The organism is Massilia phyllosphaerae (assembly GCF_034659755.1).
Classification (GTDB): Bacteria; Pseudomonadota; Gammaproteobacteria; order Burkholderiales; family Burkholderiaceae_D; genus Telluria; species Telluria phyllosphaerae.
This window is the reverse complement of the sequence record NZ_JAXSQX010000006.1, coordinates 434,354-452,695: the sequence shown is the minus strand read 5'-3', so window position 1 is coordinate 452,695 and position 18,342 is coordinate 434,354. Positions and strand designations below refer to the sequence as shown.

Below are 18,342 nucleotides of genomic sequence, written 5' to 3'. Positions count from 1 at the left end.
GTAAGGCGGGTGACGCCGCTGCGCATCGGCAGGCACGATTTGACGAATTTAATCCACTAAATTGGCAAGAAATGCGGCTTCTACGCACATCGACGCGGGCCCCACCCAAAAATAATGACGAAAACAGCAATCATTGCAGCCGCTAGGTGCGTGGACGCACCGAACTGTCCAGCCCGTCTGCGGTTTCATGGCATAACCAACCCCACAAGGAGAACAACCATGAACAAAGCGCTCCCACTGACCGCGCTCGCCGCCGCCCTCGCCTGCAACTTCGCCGCCGCCCAGGATGCGGCCCAGCCGCCGAAGGCGGATGCAGCCATGCAAAAAGTGCTGGATGCCCAGGCCTCGCTGAAACCGAAGCCGATCGAGACCCTGTCGCCCGAGCAGGCGCGCCTGCAGCCGACCCCGGCCGACGGCGTCAAGAAAGTGCTGACCGACATGAAGAAAAGCACCGCGCCGGAGCCGGGCGTGACCGTCAAGGACCTGAACATCCCGGCCAATGGCGGCGGCACCATCCCGCTGCACGTCTACGTGCCGGACGGCGCGGGTTCGGGTCCGCTGCCGGTGATGATGTACTACCACGGCGGCGGCTTCGTGATCGCCGACACCAAGGTGTACGACGCCTCGCCGCGCGCGCTGGCAAAGATGGCCAAGGCCATCATCGTCTCGGTGGATTACCGCCGCGCTCCCGAGCATAAATTCCCGGCCGCGCCGGAAGACGCCTACGCCGCCTACACCTACACGCTGCAGCACGCCAAGGAATGGGGCGGCGACCCGATGCGGGTGGCGGTCGGCGGCGAATCGGCCGGCGGCAACCTGGCGACCGTGGTCTCGCTGATGGCGCGCGACAAGAAGGCGCAGATGCCGGTGCACCAGCTGCTGGTCTACCCGGTGGTCGACAACGACATGAACCGTCCGTCGTACCAGCAGAACGCCAACGCCAAGCCGCTCAACAAGCCGATGATGGCCTGGTTCTTCAAGCACTACGGCGGCGACCCGAAGAGCCCGTACGCGCTGCCGCTGAAGAACGCGACGCTGACCGGCCTGCCGCCGGCAACCGTCATCGCCGCCGAGATCGACCCGCTGCGTGACGAAGGCAAGGCCTATGCCGACAAGCTGCAGGCGGCCGGCGTCAAGGTCGACTACAAGCTGTACAACGGCGTGACCCACGAATTCTTCGGCATGGGCGCGGTCGAGCCTAAGGCCAAGGATGCCGAGCAGTACGCCGCCGACGCCCTGAAGAAGGCTTTCGCAGCCAAGCACTAATTAGTATCAACTAGCATCAACCAGCAGCAGCGCCGCGGATGGGATGCGCTTTTTATGCCCATCCGCGGGCGCAAGCGTTACACTTGCGGATTCAACGCACCGACATCACGCAATAATGAACCTCGAACAACCCCTTTCCGAAAAAGAATTCGACGACCTCGACAACTTCCTGCTGTCCGAGCGCTGCGCCGACGACGCCATGACCCTGGACACGCTGCACGGCTACCTGACCGCGGTCGCCGTGGGTCCGGAAACCATCATGCCGGCCGAATGGCTGCCGCGCGTGTGGGGCGAAGACAAGACCGCGCCCCAATGGAAGAACCCGAAGGAAGAACAGCGCATCGTCAACCTGATCATGCGCTTCATGAACGAGATCCTGATCACCTTCGAAGTCTCACCCAAGGAATTCGAGCCGCTGTACGTCGAGCACGAGGTTGACGGCGAGACCCTAATCGATCCCGAAGGCTGGTGCTGGGGCTTCTGGGAAGGCCTGGAGCTGCGCGCCGACGCCTGGAACCCGGTCTGGGAATCGGAAGCCGGCCCGCTGATGCGCCCGATCTACCTGCTGGGCGCCGACGAGATCGAGGAAGAGGAACTGGCCGAAGTCGAGGACCCGCGCAAGGTGCACAAGCTGGCGCTCGAGATCGAGGCCAACCTGCCGGGCATCTACCGCTTCTGGCTGCCGCGCCGCAAGGGCGCGGTCGAGACCGTGAAGCGCGAGGAGCCAAAGGTCGGCCGCAACGACAACTGCCCTTGCGGCAGCGGCAAGAAATCCAAGAAATGCTGCGGCTAGGGTCAGAGCCCGGTTCTCGGGGTGGGCTCTGACCCGGGTGTAGAGTTGGCGTAGGGGTCAGAGCCCGGTTTTGACGGTTGGGCTCTGACCCCGGTTTTCAGCCGCGCTACCCAGCCACCACCACTCATTCCACCGTAATCGCCAGATCCCGCCCCTCCAGCGCCACCTGCCCGCCATAATCCGCGGCGTAGATGCGCAGGATATAGTCGCCCGGCGCCAGCGCATCCACCTGCCAGCTGCCGGGCAGCGCCACCCCGCCCTGCAAGGTGTTGTTGACGGCATACGCAAAGCGCGTCGCCTTGCTGCCGTACACCGTGATGCCGCTGCTGTCGGCATACACCAGCTTCACCGCCTCGTGCTCGCGCGGCAGGCGGTCGTACACCTGCGTGATGCGCGGCGCCTCGAAGCCGGCCACCGGACTGCCGTCCGCCTGCAGCAGCTGGTAACCCAGTTTATAGAGACCGAGCCGGCGCCGCGCCAGGTTGCCGTCCATCTGGTCGTAGACGTCGGCCACGATCGCGACCTGGCCGAGCGCGCGCGCCACCACCAGCCGGCGGTCCTTCTTCGCCGGCAGGCGCCGGCCGGCTGCATCGTACAGGGCGATGCCCTGGATGCGCGGCGCCACCGTGTCGCGCAGGCCGACAAAGGGCAGCGTCAGCGGATTGACCATTGCCCCGCCCGGGTGGTACTCCATATGCACGTGCGCCATCGGATTGATGGTGCCGAGGGCGTCGCCGACCGCGAAGCGGGTGCCGCGCCGCACGCGCACGCGCACCAGGCTGCCGTTGGCGCCGCGCAGCAGCTGGAAGCGCCCATCGAGGGCCTTGCCGCCGCTGTCGCGCCCCACGCGCATATGAATATAGTTGAGCGGTCCCAGGCTCATGCCCTCTCCCAGTTCGCCGAGCGCCCAGTTCGGATAAGGATCGCTGACCGTCGCCGGCAGGATCGCCAGCACGCGCGTGCCGATGTCGGCGCGAATGTCGAGGCCGGCGTGGAAGTGGTCGCGGCTCTCGCCACTGTAATTGCCGCGCACCTCGCCCATCACCCCGACGACTTCGTGCGGCTCTCCCTGCGGTCCTACCGGCCACGGCATGGCCGCCACTGCCGCCGCGGCGGCTGCCGGCGCCATCGCCGACAAGCGCGGCGCGGCCGCAGCAGTGGCCCCGGATGTGGCGCGCGGCGGCGCCAGCGAAAACAGCCGAAGCGCCTGTGCATCGGACACCACCAGCGCACCGTCGCGCCGCACGGCGATCGCGCGCGGGGCATACAGGCGCACGCTGCCGTCGCTGGCATAACTTGTCTGCGGCGGGCGGTCGGCATCCGCCAGCGCGCGATAGTGGCCGTCCGGGGCGCGCTGGACGATGCGTCCGCCGGCACCGCCGATGTACAGGTAACCGTCGTGGGTCAGGGCCACCGCCACCGGGCGCCGCAGCAGCGCGCGCTGCACGTTGGCGCCCTGCTCGTCTTCAAGCGGCACCGCCAGCGTGCTCACGCTGCCATCCTTGTCGATGCGGCGGATGGCGTCGTTGCCGGTATCGGCGACGAACAGCGTGCCCTCCTTGCTGACTGCGATCGCGGTCGGGGTGTCGAAGGCGGCCGCCGTGCCGATGCCGCCCAGGCTGGCGGGCGTGCCGCTGCCGGCCACCGTGGTCACGCTGCCGTCGCGGCCGATGCGGCGGATGCGGTCGTTGTAGGTATCGGCTACCCAGACCGTGCCGTCGCGGCCGACCGCCACGCCGACCGGGCCGTCGAAGCGGGCGGCGCGCCCCACGCCATCGAGGTAGCCGGCTTCGCCGCCACCCGCCAGCGTGCTCACGCTGCCGTCGGGCGCCACCTTGCGGATCGCGTTGTTGCCGGTGTCGGCCACGACCAGGTTGCCGAGGCGGTCGATGGCCAGCGCCGACGGCGTGTCGAAGGCGGCGGTGGCGCCCGGGCCGTCGGCGAAGCCGGCACGGCCGCCGGCGAAGGTGCTCACCACGCCGTCCGGGCCGACGCGGCGGATGCGATTGCCGTCGGCCACGTACACGTTGCCGTGGGCGTCGACCGCGGTGCCGAAGGGGTCGCTGAAGCGGCTGGCCGCTGCGGCACCGTCGGCGCTGCCCTCGATGCCGTCGCCGGCCAGCGTGGCCACACGCGCGGACCATGCGGTCCGGGTCGGGGCTTCGGCGGCGAGCCAGACCGGGCGGCCGGGCGTGGGCGGCTGGCGGTAGTCGAAGACGAAGTAGAGGCCGGCGACGGCGGCCAGCCCGGCGCCGAATACGAGCGCTGCGATCAGGGGTTTGCGGTTCATGCGTCTGGGCTAACTGAATAAGGATGCACCACTGACCACCGGGGTCAGAGCCCACCCGCCGAAACCGGGCTCTGACCCCTGCTGCGCAGACGGCTTTCATAGACGGCCGCCAGCAGGTCGGACTGGCTGACGATCCCCACGAACACCTCGTCAGCATCGACCACCGGGATGTGATGCAGCCCGCGATTGCTCATCACCGGCACCAGTTCGGCGATCGGCGCGTCGAAGCGGACGGTCCTGGCCGGCGACTGCATGATCTCGGCCACGGTCGCCGGGCGGTCGGCGCGGATGCCCAGCAGGTGGCCGAGCAGGCCGCGCAGGCGGGCGCGCAGGGTCTGGTAGTCGTCGATGCCGACGTGGCGCAGGAAATCGTCCTGGCCGATCATGCCGACCACACGGCGCTCGGCGTCCAGCACCGGCAGCGCGTGCAGGCGATGGCGGCGCAGCATGTGCCAGGCGGCGTCCAGCGGCAGCGCCGGCACCACGGTCACCGCATCCTTCGACATGATGGCGGCGCAGGTGACGACGCCGAAGCGGCGCTCGAAGGCGCGCATTTCGGTCTCCATCAGTATTTCCTCGAGGTCGTCGCGGCTGACGTCGAGCACCTGGCCGTAGTGCGCCAGCGCCGCGTCCAGGTCTTCCCTGGTGAAGCCGAGGCGCGCGGTCGGCACCGGGTCCTGGGTGGCGTGCACGTTGCGCAGCGCCGTGCCCTGCGGATGCGGGTAGCGGCGTCCGGTCAGGTTGTTGTAGACCAGCGCCACCAGCACGATCAGCGCGGAGTTCAGGCACACCGGCAGCAGCGCGAAGCCGAATCCGGCCGCCTGCACCGCCGGACCGCCCAGCACCGCGGTCAGCGCCACCGCGCCGCTGGGCGGGTGCAGGCAGCGCAGGAAGAACATCACGAAGATCGCCAGCGCGCCGGCCAGCGGCGCCGCCAGCACCGGGTTGCCGACCGCCTTGTAGCAGGCAACCCCGATCAGGGCCGCGATGGTGTTCCCGCCGATCACCGACCAGGGCTGGGCCAGCGGGCTGGCCGGCACGCAGAACAGCAGCACCGCCGAGGCGCCCATCGGCGCGACCAGGGCGGCCGGCATGGTGCCGGCGGCGCTGCCCACGATCTCGCTCAGGATGAAGGTCACGAACAGGCCGACCATGGCGCCGGCCACCGCGCGTGCGCGTTCGGCGCGTGAAATCGTCGTCGGCTGCGGCACGAAGGTGCGCAGCCAGTCCACACTTTTGTCCAGCATACGAAAATCGAGGATATCGGGGGTGGTCATTGTACCCGCCCCTTATCCAAAGCCAAATTTTCAGCCTTGCCGACGGCCGTGCCCGCATTCATGTACGATGAGCGCGATCGCGTAAACACCCTCCCCTCTCGACATGAAGGACAAGAACATGAAAAAGACATTCCAGACCACCTTGTTCGCGGCGGTCGCCGCCGCCCTGCTGGCCGGTTCGGCCCATGCCGCTGCCCCGATGGTGAAGACCCCGGCCCCCGGCTTCTACCGCATCATGGTCGGCGACATCGAAGTCACCCCGATCAACGACGGCACCGTCGACCTGCCGATGGACCAGCTGCTGAAACAGAAGCCGGAACTCACGCGCACCACGCTGGAAAAGAATTTCATGAAGGCACCGACCGAAACCTCGGACAACGCCTACCTGATCAATACCGGCACCAAGCTGGTGCTGGTCGACAGCGGCGCCGGCGCCCTGTTCGGCCCGACGCTCGGCAAGTTCGTCAACAACCTGAAGGCGGCCGGCTACCAGCCCGAGCAGATCGACGAGATCTACATCACCCACATGCACGGCGACCACGTCGGCGGCCTGGCCAGCAACGGCCAGCGCACCTTCCCGAATGCGATCGTGCGCGCCGGCAAGGGCGACGCCGACTACTGGCTGAACAAGGCCAACATGGACAAGGCCCCGGCCGACAAGAAAGGCGGCTTCCAGGGCGCGATGGCCTCGATCAATCCGTACGTGCAGGCCGGCAAGTTCAAGACCATCGACGCCGCCGGCCCGCTGGTGCCGGGCGTCTCGGCCCTGCCGGAGCCGGGCCACACCCCGGGCCACACCACCTACGTGGTCGAGAGCGGCGGCCAGAAGCTCGTGCTGATCGGCGACCTGATCCACGTTGCATCGGTCCAGTTCGACAATCCGCAGGTGACGATCGGCTTCGACAGCGACGAAAAAGCGGCCTACGCGTCGCGCAAGAAGGTGTTCGACGACGCCGCCAAGAACGGCTACCTGGTCGGCGGCGCGCACCTGCAGTTCCCGGGGCTGGGGCATATCGCCAGCCAGGGCAAGGGGTATCGCTGGATTCCGGTTAACTATACGCAGATGCGTTGAGCTTCCGGATGCACTGAGCGAGCATTGGTAGTACCAGCGACACGTGCACGTCGCCCCTGCGCAGGCAGGGGTCCAAGTTCATCGCAGGCTGTTGGCATGTGCTACTGGCAGCGCAGGCAAACTTGGATCCCTGCCTTCGCAGGGATGACGGGCATAAGCCAACTATTCTGTTGTTCGATCCGGGCCCTAGCGCCCGATCCCCGCCAGCACCTCGGTCAGCTTCTCCATATCCACCGGCTTCACCAGATGATGGTCGAAGCCCGCCTCCAGCGCCGCCTTGCGGTCCTGTTCCTGCCCGTAGCCGGTTACCGCCACCAGCACCATATCGCGCGTGGCCGGATCGGCGCGCAGGCGGCGGGCGAGTTCGTTGCCGTCCATGTCGGGTAGGCCGATGTCGAGCAGGGCCGCCTGCGGCGGCGCGGCCAGCGCCCTTGCCAGCGCGCTGCGCGAATCGTTTTCCACCTCGACCGCATAACCGCAGGCTTCCAGCAGCATGCCCAGCGTGGCGGCGGCGTCGACGTTGTCGTCCACCACCAGCAGGCGCAGCGGCGCCGGGGCGGCCGGCGCCAGGCCGCCTTCGGGCGCACCGGCGGCGGTTTCTTTCATGATGTCCGCCAGCGGCAGCGCGACGTCGAAGCGGCTGCCCTGTCCCGGTCCGGCGCTGGAACAGGCAACCGTGCCGCCATGCAGCTCGACTAGGTGCTTGACCAGCGCCAGGCCCAGTCCGAGGCCGCCCTGCGAGCGGTCGGACGAGCGCTGCGCCTGGGTGAACAGGTCGAACACGTGGGTAGTCAGCGCCGCTTCCATGCCGATGCCCTCGTCGCGCACGCTCAGCAGCAGCCGGGTGCCGTCGCTGCGTGCCCCCACCTCGATGCGGCGGCCCTCGGGGGAATATTTGGAAGCGTTGTTCAGCAGGTTGGCCAGCACCTGCACCAGGCGCGCCTTGTCGCCCATGACGGTGGCGTCCGGGTCAGGCAGGTCCACCGCCAGGTGCTGGCGGCGCGCTTCGAACATCGGCCGCACCTGCTCGATCGCCTCGTCGACGATGGTGCGCGCGGCCACCGGCGCGCGCGCCAGCGTGACCAGCCCGCGCGTGACGCGCGAGACGTCCAGCAGGTCGTCCACCAGGCTGGTCATGTGCTTGACCTGGCGCCCGATGATGGCGCTGCTGTGGCGCACGCGCGCCTCGTCGAGACGGCCGATCTTCAGCAGGTCGGCGGCGGCGCTGATGGGCGCCAGCGGGTTGCGCAGCTCGTGCGCCAGCATCGCCAGGAACTCGTCCTTGCGCTGGTCGGCGGCGCGCAGCTTTTCCTCGGCTGCCTTGCGCTCGCTGATGTCGAGGAAGAAGCAGACCAGGCCGCCGTCGTGCGAGGGATACGCGCGTACTTCGAGCCAGACCTGCCCGCCGCCGGGCAGCGGATGCAGGTACTCGGTGCGGCCCGCCACACGCTCGTTCATCGCCCGCACGTACATGCGGCCGACATCGGTGTCCAGCGCTTCCGGCCACACATCCCAGTGATGCCGCCCCAGCGCCTGCCCGGCACTGCGTCCCGACAGGCGCAAGCCCTCGGCGTTCACCTGCAGCACGGTCCAGTCGCGGTCCATCAGGACGAAGCCTTCGGCGATGGTGTCGAAAATGGTCTGGCTGTGGTCGCGCTCCGCACGCAGTGCGGCGTGGGCGCGTGCCAGGTCGACCGCGGTCCAAAGGCGCTCGGCCATGCTGCGCGCCAGCGCGATCTCGACGTCGCTCCAGCGGTGCGAACGTCCGCACGCGAGCGCCAGGAAGGCCACCAGCTGGCCGGCCTTGACCAGCGGCACCAGCAGGTAGCCGACCGCACCCAGCGCGGCATAGGCATCGCGGAAGGCGGCGGTGCGGCTATCGACGGCGACGTTGGCGACCGCCACTACCTCGCCGCTGCGTCCGGCCCGCGCCACCTCGGGACCGAAGACGCCGGACGCGTAGCGGCTGCCCGCCAGGCTGGGCAGATTGGGCCGGTGCCAGTCGCGTTCCACCACGAAGGCGCCGCCGGCAAGGTCAATCTCGCCATAGACGACGCGGTCGACGCCCAGTGTCTCGCCCAGCAGCGTGCTGGCGGTGCGGATCACGTCGGCGCTGGTCTTCAGCGGACGCAGCGCGTCGGCCAGCGCCAGCTCGAAGGCGGCGCGCCGTTCGGCCTGCACGCGGCCGGTGGTTTCGATGCAGGTGCAGTACATGCCCTGTACCTGGCCACGGCCATCCTGCAGGGGCGAATAGGAAAACGTGAAGAAAGTCTGCTCGCTGTAGCCCTTGCGCTCCATCAGCAGTGGCATGTTTTCGAAATAGGCTGACTTGTTGGACAGCGCACGGTCGGCGATCGGACCGAGGTCATGCCAGATTTCCCACCACACTTCGTGGAAGGGCGCGCCGAAGGCGGCCGGGTGCTTGTCCCCGAGGACCGGGATATAAGCGTCGTTGTACAGGAAGGTGAGTCCCGAGCCCCAGGCCAGGAACATCGGGAAGGTGGAGCTGACCACCATCGAGACGGCGGTGGCCAGCTCGGGCGGCCAGCTGTCCGCCGGCCCGAGCGGGGTGGCGCTCCAGTCACGTTCGCGCAGGAGGCGCCTTGCTTCGCTGTCGCCGCCTACGCCGGCGGTGGTACGCAGAATATCAGCCATGGGATGATTTTCGCATACCTGCCGCGTAGATTCACAATTGCAACATCGTGTCGTGAAAAGTGTTGTCTTTTGACACTTGGGCACGACACGTTCTTGCAGTTTTACTTGTTACAGCTTAATGAAGTGCTCGCGGTAGTAACGCAGCTCTTCGATCGACTCGACGATGTCGGCCAGCGCGGTGTGCTTTTGCGCCTTCTTGAAGCCCGACGCCAGTTCCGGCTTCCAGCGGCGGCACAGTTCCTTCAGCGTCGACACGTCCAGGTTACGGTAGTGGAAGAAGGCTTCCAGCTTCGGCATGCCGCGCGCCATGAAGCGGCGGTCCTGGCAGATCGAATTGCCGCACATCGGCGATTTGTTGGCCGGCACGTATTGCTTGAGGAAGGCGATCAGTTCCTGCTCGGCCTGGGCTTCGGTCACGGTCGAGGCCTTGACGCGGTCGATCAGGCCCGACTTGCCGTGCGTGCCCTTGTTCCAGTTGTCCATCTTGTCCAGCGTCTCGTCGCTCTGGTGGATGGCGAACACCGGGCCTTCGGCGATCACGTTCAGGTCCGGGTCGGTGACCACGACGGCCACTTCGATGATGCGGTCGTTGTCCGGATCGAGGCCGGTCATTTCCATGTCGAGCCAGACCAGGTTGAATTCGTTCGGGCGGGCGTTGGCTGCCGGCGTGCTCTGTTGTGACATAATTCTCTCTTCAATCAGTAAACAACGGGTTCAAATTCGGGGTCAGAGCACAATCAGCAATCTGCTCTGACCCCGAATTCGAATCGGTAATCAGAATCAGTCGGGGTCAGAGCACAAACGTGAACACCGTGCTCTGACCCCGAAATGAAGTTTTAGGATTTTCTCACAGGCATAGAATGGTTTCATTCGCGTTTTCGGTTTTGTTCGTCTTTTTCTTCATGCTGACCCTGGTCCTGCGCTACTGGCTGGCCAGCCGGCATACCCGCCACGTGCTCGGCCACCGCGAGCACGTGCCGGCCGAATTCGCCGCCAAGATCCCGCTCGAGGCCCACCGCAAGGCCGCCGACTACACCGTCGCCCGCACCCGCTTCGGCCTGTTCCACGCGCTGTGGAGCGGCCTGGTGCTGATCGGCTTCACGCTGCTGGGCGGCCTGCAGGCGCTGTCCACCCTGTCGCTGCACCTGTTCGGGCCCGGCATGGCGCACCAGATCGGCCTGGTCGTCGCCTTTGCCGTCGTTTCCGGCGTGCTCGACCTGCCCTTCGACTACTACCGCCAGTTCGTGCTCGAGCAGCGCTTCGGCTTCAACAAGATGCGCGTCAAGCTGTGGCTGAGCGACATGGTGAAAAGCGCGCTGATCGGCGCCGTTATCGGCCTGCCGCTGGTCTGGGTCGTGCTCGCCCTGATGGAAAGAACCGGCGCGCTGTGGTGGTTGTACGCGTGGCTGGTATGGAGCGGCTTCCAGCTGCTGATGATGGTGCTGTACCCGACCGTCATCGCGCCGCTGTTCAATAAATTCTCGCCGCTGGCCGACGACAGCCTCAAGGCGCGCATCGAAGGCTTGATGGCGCGCACCGGCTTCGCCTCCAAGGGCCTGTTCGTGATGGACGGCAGCAAACGCTCGGCCCACGGCAACGCCTATTTCTCGGGTTTCGGCGCCAACAAGCGCATCGTGTTCTTCGATACCCTGATCGAGCGCCTGGCGCCCCAGGAAGTCGAGGCCGTGCTGGCGCACGAACTGGGCCACTTCAAGCTGAAGCACATCGTCAAGCGCATCGCCGTGATGTTCGCGCTGTCGCTGGTGTTCCTCGCGCTGCTCGGCTACCTGAAGGACCAGGAATGGTTCTATACCGGCCTGGGCGTCATGCCGCTGCTGAACGGTGCCAACGACGCCATGGCCCTGCTGCTGTTCATGCTGGTGCTGCCGGTGTTCCTGTTCCCGTTCGCCCCGCTCGGCTCGTTCACGTCGCGCAAGCACGAATTCGAAGCCGACGCCTTCGCCGCCCAGCATAGCGACGCGCGCGACCTGGTCTCGGCCCTGGTCAAAATGTATGAGGACAATGCCTCGACGCTGACGCCGGACCCGCTGCATTCGGCCTTCTACGATTCGCATCCGCCGGCCTGGGTACGGGTCCAGCATTTGCAGAACCAGATGGCGGGGGCCGCATGAAGCTGCTCGCCAGACACTGCAGCCACGGCGCACCGGCCCTGGACGATGCTGCCATCGCCGCCCTGCTGCCGCAGGTGCCCGCATGGCATGTCGAGGACGACCACCTGCAGCGCGAATACGCCTTCCGCGACTACCACGAGACCATCGCCTTCGTGAACGCGCTGGCCTGGATGATCCACGGGCAGGATCACCACCCGCAATTGCTGGTCAGCTACCGCCACTGCGGCGTCGCCTTCACCACGCACTCGGCCGGCAACCACATCAGCGAAAACGACTTCATCTGCGCGGCCAAGGCCGATGCCATCTACACGGAACGGGCGAGCGCATGAGCGACCTGCAAGGCACCATCGTCGCGGCCCACGGCCGCCATTACCTGGCTGACGTCGAGGCCGACGGCCAGCACCAGTTCCTGCAATGCGTCACGCGCGGCAAGAAGACCAACGTGGCGGTCGGCGACATCGTCCACCTGAAGCGCACCTCGCCCGACCAGGCCGTGATCGAAAAGATCGCCGAGCGCACCACCCTGCTGTACCGCTCGGACCAGTACAAATCGAAACTGCTGGCAGCCAACATCTCGCGCCTGTTCATCGTCATCGCCACCGAGCCTGGCTTCACCGACGACCTGGTGTCGCGCGCGCTGGTCGCCTGCGAAGCGGCAGGCATCGAGGCCCACCTGATCCTGAACAAGGTCGACGTGCAGGAAGGCCTGGCACGTGCGCGCGAGCGTGCGGCGCTGTACACCGGCATGGGTTACCCGCTGCACGAAGTCTCGGCCAAGTCCGACCCGGCAGGCACGGTCGCCACCCTGCTGCCGCTGCTGGCAGGCCATTCCTCGATCCTGATCGGCCAGTCCGGCATGGGCAAGTCGACCATCGTCAACCTCCTGATTCCGGACGCCGACATCGCCGTGCGCGAAATCTCGGAAGCACTGGATACCGGCAAGCACACCACCACCTTTACGCGGCTGTACAAGCTGCCGGGCGGCGACGGCACCATCATCGACTCGCCCGGCTTCCAGGAATTCGGCCTGTACCACCTGAGCGAAGGCATGCTGGAACGCGCCTTCGTCGACTTCAAGCCCTACCTGGGCGGCTGCAAGTACTATAACTGCCGCCACCTGGCCGAGCCGCAGTGCGCGATCCTGGACGCGGTGGCCGCCGGCAAGATCAGCAAGATGCGACACGAGCTGTACGGGCAGCTGCTGCATGAATCGGCGCAGACGCTGTATTAACCGCCTGTCCTGACGCGCCGAACTTTTATTTTCTGAAACACAAGCGATACCGCTTATAATTCAGGAGATCACCGCATCTCCGACACGCAACTTCGACAGACTATGGCTGGCCAGACTCCCATCAAGCACTTCCTGCAGTTCTCCGATTTCACCCGCGACGAATTCGAGTACGTGATCGAACGCGCCAAGGTCATCAAGCGCAAGTTCAAGGCTTACGAGGTGTACCACCCGCTGGTCGACCGCACGCTGGTCATGGTGTTCGAAAAGAGCTCGACCCGCACCCGCCTGAGTTTCGAAGCCGGCATGCACCAGCTGGGTGGCGCCGCGATCTACCTGAACACCCGCGACAGCCAGCTGGGCCGCGGCGAGCCGGTCGAGGATGCAGGCCAGGTCATGAGCCGCATGTGCGACATCATCATGGTGCGCACCTTCGGCCAGGACATCATCGAGCGCTTCGCGGCCCATTCGCGGGTCCCGGTGATCAACGGACTCACCAACGAGCACCATCCCTGCCAGGTGCTGGCCGACGTGTTCACCTATTACGAACACCGGGGCTCCATCGCCGGCAAGACGGTGGCCTGGATCGGCGACGCCAACAACATGCTGTATTCCTGGCTGCAGGCGGCCGAAGTGTTTGGCTTCCACCTGAACGTGTCGACGCCGAAGGGCTACGACATCGACCAGGCCATGGTCAAGACCAGCAACTACACGGTGTTCGAGAACCCGTCGGATGCCTGTGCCGGTGCCGACCTGGTCACCACCGACGTCTGGACCAGCATGGGCTACGAGAAGGAAAACGCCGAGCGCCTGAAGGCCTTCGACGGCTTCATCGTCGACGGCGCCAAGATGGCGCGCGCCACGCCCGACGCGCTGTTCATGCACTGCCTGCCCGCGCACCGCGGCGAGGAAGTGGCGGCCGAGGTCATCGACGGCCCGCAATCGGTGGTCTGGGACGAAGCCGAGAACCGCCTGCACGTGCAGAAGGCGCTGATCGAATATCTGCTGCTCGGTCGCATCGAAGACAAATAAGTTTTATCATCACGCTTTAGCTTGATCGTCGGCCCGCAGGGGCCGGCTGACCATCATATCCCCCTCCAAAACACTGGAACCCCATGAGCGACATTAAAAAAGTAGTCCTCGCCTACTCCGGCGGCCTCGACACCTCGGTCATCCTCAAATGGCTGCAGGATCACTACAACTGCGAAATCGTCACCTTCACCGCCGACCTCGGCCAGGGCGAAGAGCTTGAGCCGGCGCGCGCCAAGGCGATCAAGTTCGGCATCAAGCCGGAAAACATCTACATCGACGACGTGCGCGAAGAATTCGTGCGCGACTTCGTGTTCCCGATGTTCCGCGCGAATACCGTCTACGAAGGCGAGTACCTGCTGGGCACCTCGATCGCGCGTCCGCTGATCGCGAAACGCTTGATTGAAATTGCCAACGAAACCGGCGCCGACGCGGTGTCGCACGGCGCCACCGGCAAGGGCAACGACCAGGTGCGCTTCGAGCTGGGCGCCTATGCGCTCAAGCCCGACGTCAAGATCATCGCCCCGTGGCGCGAATGGGACCTGCTGTCGCGTGAAAAACTGCTGAAGTACGCGGAAGACGCCGGCATCGACATCGACATGAAGCACAAGAACGGCGGCGCGCCCTACTCGATGGACGCCAACCTGCTGCACATCTCCTTCGAAGGCCGCCACCTGGAAAACCCGAGCGCCGAAGCCGAGGAATCGATGTGGCGCTGGACCGTGTCGCCGGAACAGGCGCCCGACCAGGCCGAGTACCTCGACATCGAATACGAGCACGGCGACATCGTCGGCCTGAACGGCACCAAGATGACCCCGGCCCAGGTGCTGACCGAGCTGAACCGCCTGGGCGGCAAGCACGGCATCGGCCGGCTTGACCTGGTTGAGAATCGCTACGTCGGCATGAAGTCGCGCGGCTGCTACGAAACCCCGGGCGGCACCATCATGCTGCGCGCCCACCGCGCGATCGAATCGATCACGCTGGACCGCGAAGTGGCGCACCTGAAGGACGACCTGATGCCGCGCTACGCCTCGCTGATCTATAACGGCTACTGGTGGGCTCCGGAACGCGTCGCGCTGCAGACGCTGATCGACCACACCCAGAAGAGTGTGAACGGCTGGGTGCGCGTGAAACTGTACAAGGGCAACGTGATCGTGGTGTCGCGCGATTCGAAGACCGATTCGCTGTTCGACATGAACATCGCGACCTTCGACGAAGACGGCGGCGCCTACAACCAGGCGGATGCGGGCGGCTTCATCAAGCTGAATGCGCTGCGCATGCGGATTGCTGCGAAGGCGAAGGCAAAGCGCGGGCAGTAATCACGAACGTGTAAGGCTGAAAGCCACTGGTCATGGTGACCAGTGGCTTTTCTTTTGGGCGCCTGACCACTATTTCCTCAACTGAGCGTCCTGCAAGGTAGCCACTACTTCATCGCCATGCAATCGTTGTTCTTCATGCCATTCGCCAGGCGCTGCTGATCGACAGCGCTGTTGTAACGTAGCCGGGACGCGAGCAGCATCTCGTTCTTGTATCGGAACGATGCCTCTCCGAATGACATGCCGTGCCCATACGCTAGTCCCAAGAGACCGTTTGCCGAGCGTTCCGACAGTGCCCAACCAAGGGCCGGCGAGCGCTTGAGACGACGCAGATTCGCTTCTAGATCCTGCTCCTTGCCCTGGTGGAGTTCCTTCGCTGCGTCCGAGGCAGGATCGGGTTGAGTGCCGGCGCTGCTTTCCGCAGTTTCCGGGTTAAGGGAACGCGAAGACATAGACCAATGGATGACTTGGCATTCGCCAAGGCGCTGCTGCATGTCATTCAACGAGATCGCAGTCCGTCCGTCGCGCACGGCTACCAGCGAATGTACAGGAACCGCCAGTTGCGTCAGGCCTCCCGATACAGTGTAATCGGGGACGGTTTTCGCTTCAAAACCTTCATCGGGATCGGAGCTAATCAACAGCGCGAACATACGGCTGCGCGGTATGCCATGTTGCTCGAGTACATTCGCAATATCGAGAATGGTTTGTCCACCCGAATTGTCGAAGTAGCCGCCATCGACGATTGCCCGTTCGCTGACAGCTTCCTTTTTGAGCCATGGATTCCAATGATAGACATTGCGTGCGTGCGCAGGACTAACCAGCGGAAAACGCGCGCTATCAAGGGCGTCGGAAAGCGGGCTCATATGCTCACCACACCAGCCATCCCGCGGGCACAGCAAAGGAAAGCTCAATAGCACGCGATGGCCGTCCTGGACACTCGTCGCATTGGATACTAGCAAGGGCTGCGCATCGTTACGCAATCGGTCTTCTTGCGCCAGAGCATTGTTTTCGATCTTGAGCTTGTTCGCCTTCAGAAATACTTCATAACGGTAGTACCAGCTCATCGTTAGGACGCCAGAGCGCGTCGAAAAATCGCTTTGCGAGGCCGAACCATCAATGCGAGCAAGATTCACTGCGCTGCGGATGAGATCATGGGTAGCACCGCGCAACACCACGGGACTCAGGTGGTCTGCACTTGCCGCAGTCAGCAGACTATTCACTAAAGGAAGAGCTCGCTCATCAGGCTTGGTATTGCGGCATAGCGCGCGCTGGACCGGATTGTAAGCGTCGACCCGGCTAGCGGCATACAGCAAACTGCCGATTGCACCACCGGACACCCCGCTAATCGCGAAGATCTGGTCACCGAACGCGCCGCAGGTAGCCGCATCGACCGCAGCAAGAGACGTTGCGGTATGGGCTGCGGCGCGACTCCCGCCACCGGCCGCTGCCACCAGGATTATGGGATCGTCCTTGCGGCGGCCAGGCTTTGCGGCCCATCGCTGATACCGCTCCCAAATGCGCTCATCCATCGAGCAAAATGCGACCGCATTGCGGCAATCGCCCTTTACGAAGGCTTTTTCTGGCGCAGCAAGCGGTGCTGGAGGCGCAATATTGCTCCAGGAAACCATTGCGAGCACGATCGCGCCGCACCAGAAGACCGGACGGCCCAATACGGACATCGCCAGCACGTAGCACACCCCGGCTGTCGCCAGTACCAGAATCAGTGTCGCAGGTGCGATCATGTAATCGGCAAAAACCAGAGGCTTGTCGCCCGCGATAAAAAGAACGACCACTGACACCACCAGGGCCGACAAATACAGGGGCGGCATATGCGGTGGTAGTCCACGGAAATGACGCCAGAGGCGTGCTTGTCGCGGCTCATCAGCGTAAACATGGATTTGGGCGCTCTTCGGTATCCGGGCCGGTATCAACAGTAGTACAAGCGGGAGCAGGCAAGCAATCGCGACGCCGAGCCGATGAGTGCGGTACATGAGGGAGACGCCAATTGTAAGCAACTGTAGAGCGAGCGCGAACGCGATGCTTGCACTGATCCCGATGATCCACCAGTAGTAGGTTCGCGGACAGCCGCCTTTGAGCGCGGCGAACACCAGCACGGCCGTGAAAAGCAACCATGCCGCGAAGAATACCGCTGTATCCCACTCAGCGTGAAAAGAGCCGAAAGACATCGCGGTGACCGCCACGGCAAACAAACTTCCCGCCGCGAGCCTGGATACACGCGGTGCGGAAGCGAGAGCGGCCTGGACAATGCTCGCAAGCAGAAAAATGCCTATCAACACCGGAAATACGACTAGCTGATTCCCGTAGCCGGTTGACGTCAACGCGCGATGCGAGAACAGCAGCAGGGGCACCGCTCCCAGCCAAGTCGCAAACACGATCAGATATTTGCTACGAGCCGCATCCCAGGCGGAGCTCGACCTGAGTGCGAAGAGGGCAGTGTCACGTACTAGATAGGCGAACCAGATGATGCTCGCTGTCAGAACAGCACCTTGAATCAGAGTGACGCGAATACCCAGTGGACTGGGACAGTCGTCCGCTTGTCCTATACACGCATACAGGATATTGTCGAAATATTCGTTGGCTTGGTCTACACCCAAGATCAAGCCGAACAGCGCCAATGCCGCGAATGCACGGCGAAGGCGCCAGCCTATCTTGCAAGTGCATAACATGAAATGACCAATGTCGCGCACCACTTGTACCCATGCGTCGATCTTTATACCGAAGTCAAGCGCAGTACGAATAATATTCATTAAGAGAACTCGGCTTTCGGATAAAAGAGAGAATCCTGCCTGTAACGCGAATACCAACATTAGTTGCTGCAGTTGATCCTACTTGATAAATATTCTGATCATGCATCAATTCAACATTGCACACTTCCCCCAAATCAAAATCATGCTTTTATCGGAGACGCGTGCATCAATTTAGAAATTGCCATTCCATCAGACCTGATGTCATAGCAAGATAGAAAACAGTGGCAAAAGCAATGTTACCTGCGGTACAGGATGGTTCTTAAGCGCTGTTAATGTGCAAGGCGCATCGACCTGAATGCACCATTTTGCCTTAAAAGAATTATAGGAAACTCGCGAATTGTAACGTGCGCATTTTTTAGAGACCGCATCGGAGGTATTCTAATGCCGATCCATCCATTACAGGCAGACGGTCCGCGCTCAATATCGTCAGGCACGATATCAATAAAACGCTAATACTGGCGCCCCTTCGATGCGGATACAGAGGATGATCCTGACAATACAACGGTGACTTTGCCT

Annotated in this window: 13 protein-coding genes; 8 read left to right on the top strand and 5 right to left on the bottom strand. The window is 64.1% G+C overall.

Annotated features, from left to right (window positions below):
• The first annotated feature begins 219 nt into the window (after positions 1–219).
• Together U1H99_RS23240 and U1H99_RS23235 are read left to right on the top strand one after the other, a co-directional pair.
• Positions 220–1,266, top strand: a complete 1,047-nt coding sequence (locus U1H99_RS23240) for an alpha/beta hydrolase (RefSeq protein ID WP_323144076.1) — start codon at positions 220–222, stop codon at positions 1,264–1,266.
• A gap of 115 nt (positions 1,267–1,381) precedes the next feature.
• Positions 1,382–2,059 (top strand): UPF0149 family protein, encoded by a 678-nt coding sequence (locus U1H99_RS23235; RefSeq protein WP_323144075.1) that lies wholly within the window; start codon positions 1,382–1,384, stop codon positions 2,057–2,059.
• 124 nt (positions 2,060–2,183) lie between these two features.
• On the opposite strand, the gene U1H99_RS23230 is transcribed toward U1H99_RS23235, so the two are convergent.
• Complete coding sequence (locus U1H99_RS23230; protein WP_323144074.1) at positions 2,184–4,349, bottom strand: NHL repeat-containing protein; 2,166 nt, start codon at positions 4,347–4,349, stop codon at positions 2,184–2,186.
• A 44-nt stretch (positions 4,350–4,393) separates the two neighbouring features.
• Positions 4,394–5,596, bottom strand: coding sequence for an HPP family protein (locus tag U1H99_RS23225; RefSeq protein WP_323144073.1), 1,203 nt, complete (start codon positions 5,594–5,596; stop codon positions 4,394–4,396).
• 148 nt (positions 5,597–5,744) lie between these two features.
• Here U1H99_RS23225 and U1H99_RS23220 point away from each other — a divergent pair, with 148 nt between their 5' ends.
• A complete protein-coding gene (locus U1H99_RS23220) occupies positions 5,745–6,698 on the top strand; it encodes an MBL fold metallo-hydrolase (RefSeq protein ID WP_323144072.1) in 954 nt (317 codons plus the stop codon).
• 186 nt (positions 6,699–6,884) lie between these two features.
• Here U1H99_RS23220 and U1H99_RS23215 read toward each other — a convergent pair whose 3' ends face one another.
• A complete protein-coding gene (locus U1H99_RS23215) occupies positions 6,885–9,353 on the bottom strand; it encodes a hybrid sensor histidine kinase/response regulator (RefSeq protein WP_323144071.1) in 2,469 nt (822 codons plus the stop codon).
• A gap of 108 nt (positions 9,354–9,461) precedes the next feature.
• Positions 9,462–10,037, bottom strand: a complete 576-nt coding sequence (orn, locus tag U1H99_RS23210) for an oligoribonuclease (RefSeq protein WP_323144070.1) — start codon at positions 10,035–10,037, stop codon at positions 9,462–9,464.
• A 176-nt stretch (positions 10,038–10,213) separates the two neighbouring features.
• On the opposite strand from orn, the gene U1H99_RS23205 reads away from it, so the two are divergent.
• The 5 genes from U1H99_RS23205 (at position 10,214) to U1H99_RS23185 (ending at position 15,061) form a co-directional block, all read left to right on the top strand.
• Positions 10,214–11,485, top strand: coding sequence for a M48 family metallopeptidase (locus U1H99_RS23205; RefSeq protein WP_323144069.1), 1,272 nt, complete (start codon positions 10,214–10,216; stop codon positions 11,483–11,485).
• Positions 11,482–11,814 (top strand): 4a-hydroxytetrahydrobiopterin dehydratase, encoded by a 333-nt coding sequence (locus U1H99_RS23200; RefSeq protein WP_323144068.1) that lies wholly within the window; start codon positions 11,482–11,484, stop codon positions 11,812–11,814. The genes U1H99_RS23205 and U1H99_RS23200 overlap by 4 nt, the downstream gene beginning before the upstream one ends.
• Positions 11,811–12,716, top strand: coding sequence for a ribosome small subunit-dependent GTPase A (gene rsgA, locus U1H99_RS23195; RefSeq protein ID WP_323144067.1), 906 nt, complete (start codon positions 11,811–11,813; stop codon positions 12,714–12,716). Before U1H99_RS23200 ends, rsgA begins: the two co-directional genes overlap by 4 nt.
• Before the next feature lie 102 nt (positions 12,717–12,818).
• Complete coding sequence (gene argF / locus U1H99_RS23190; RefSeq protein ID WP_323144066.1) at positions 12,819–13,745, top strand: ornithine carbamoyltransferase; 927 nt, start codon at positions 12,819–12,821, stop codon at positions 13,743–13,745.
• Positions 13,746–13,828: 83 nt separating this feature from the next.
• Positions 13,829–15,061, top strand: a complete 1,233-nt coding sequence (locus U1H99_RS23185) for an argininosuccinate synthase (protein WP_323144065.1) — start codon at positions 13,829–13,831, stop codon at positions 15,059–15,061.
• Positions 15,062–15,165: 104 nt separating this feature from the next.
• On the opposite strand, the gene U1H99_RS23180 is transcribed toward U1H99_RS23185, so the two are convergent.
• Positions 15,166–17,826 (bottom strand): hypothetical protein, encoded by a 2,661-nt coding sequence (locus U1H99_RS23180; protein ID WP_323144064.1) that lies wholly within the window; start codon positions 17,824–17,826, stop codon positions 15,166–15,168.
• Positions 17,827–18,342 lie beyond the last annotated feature (516 nt).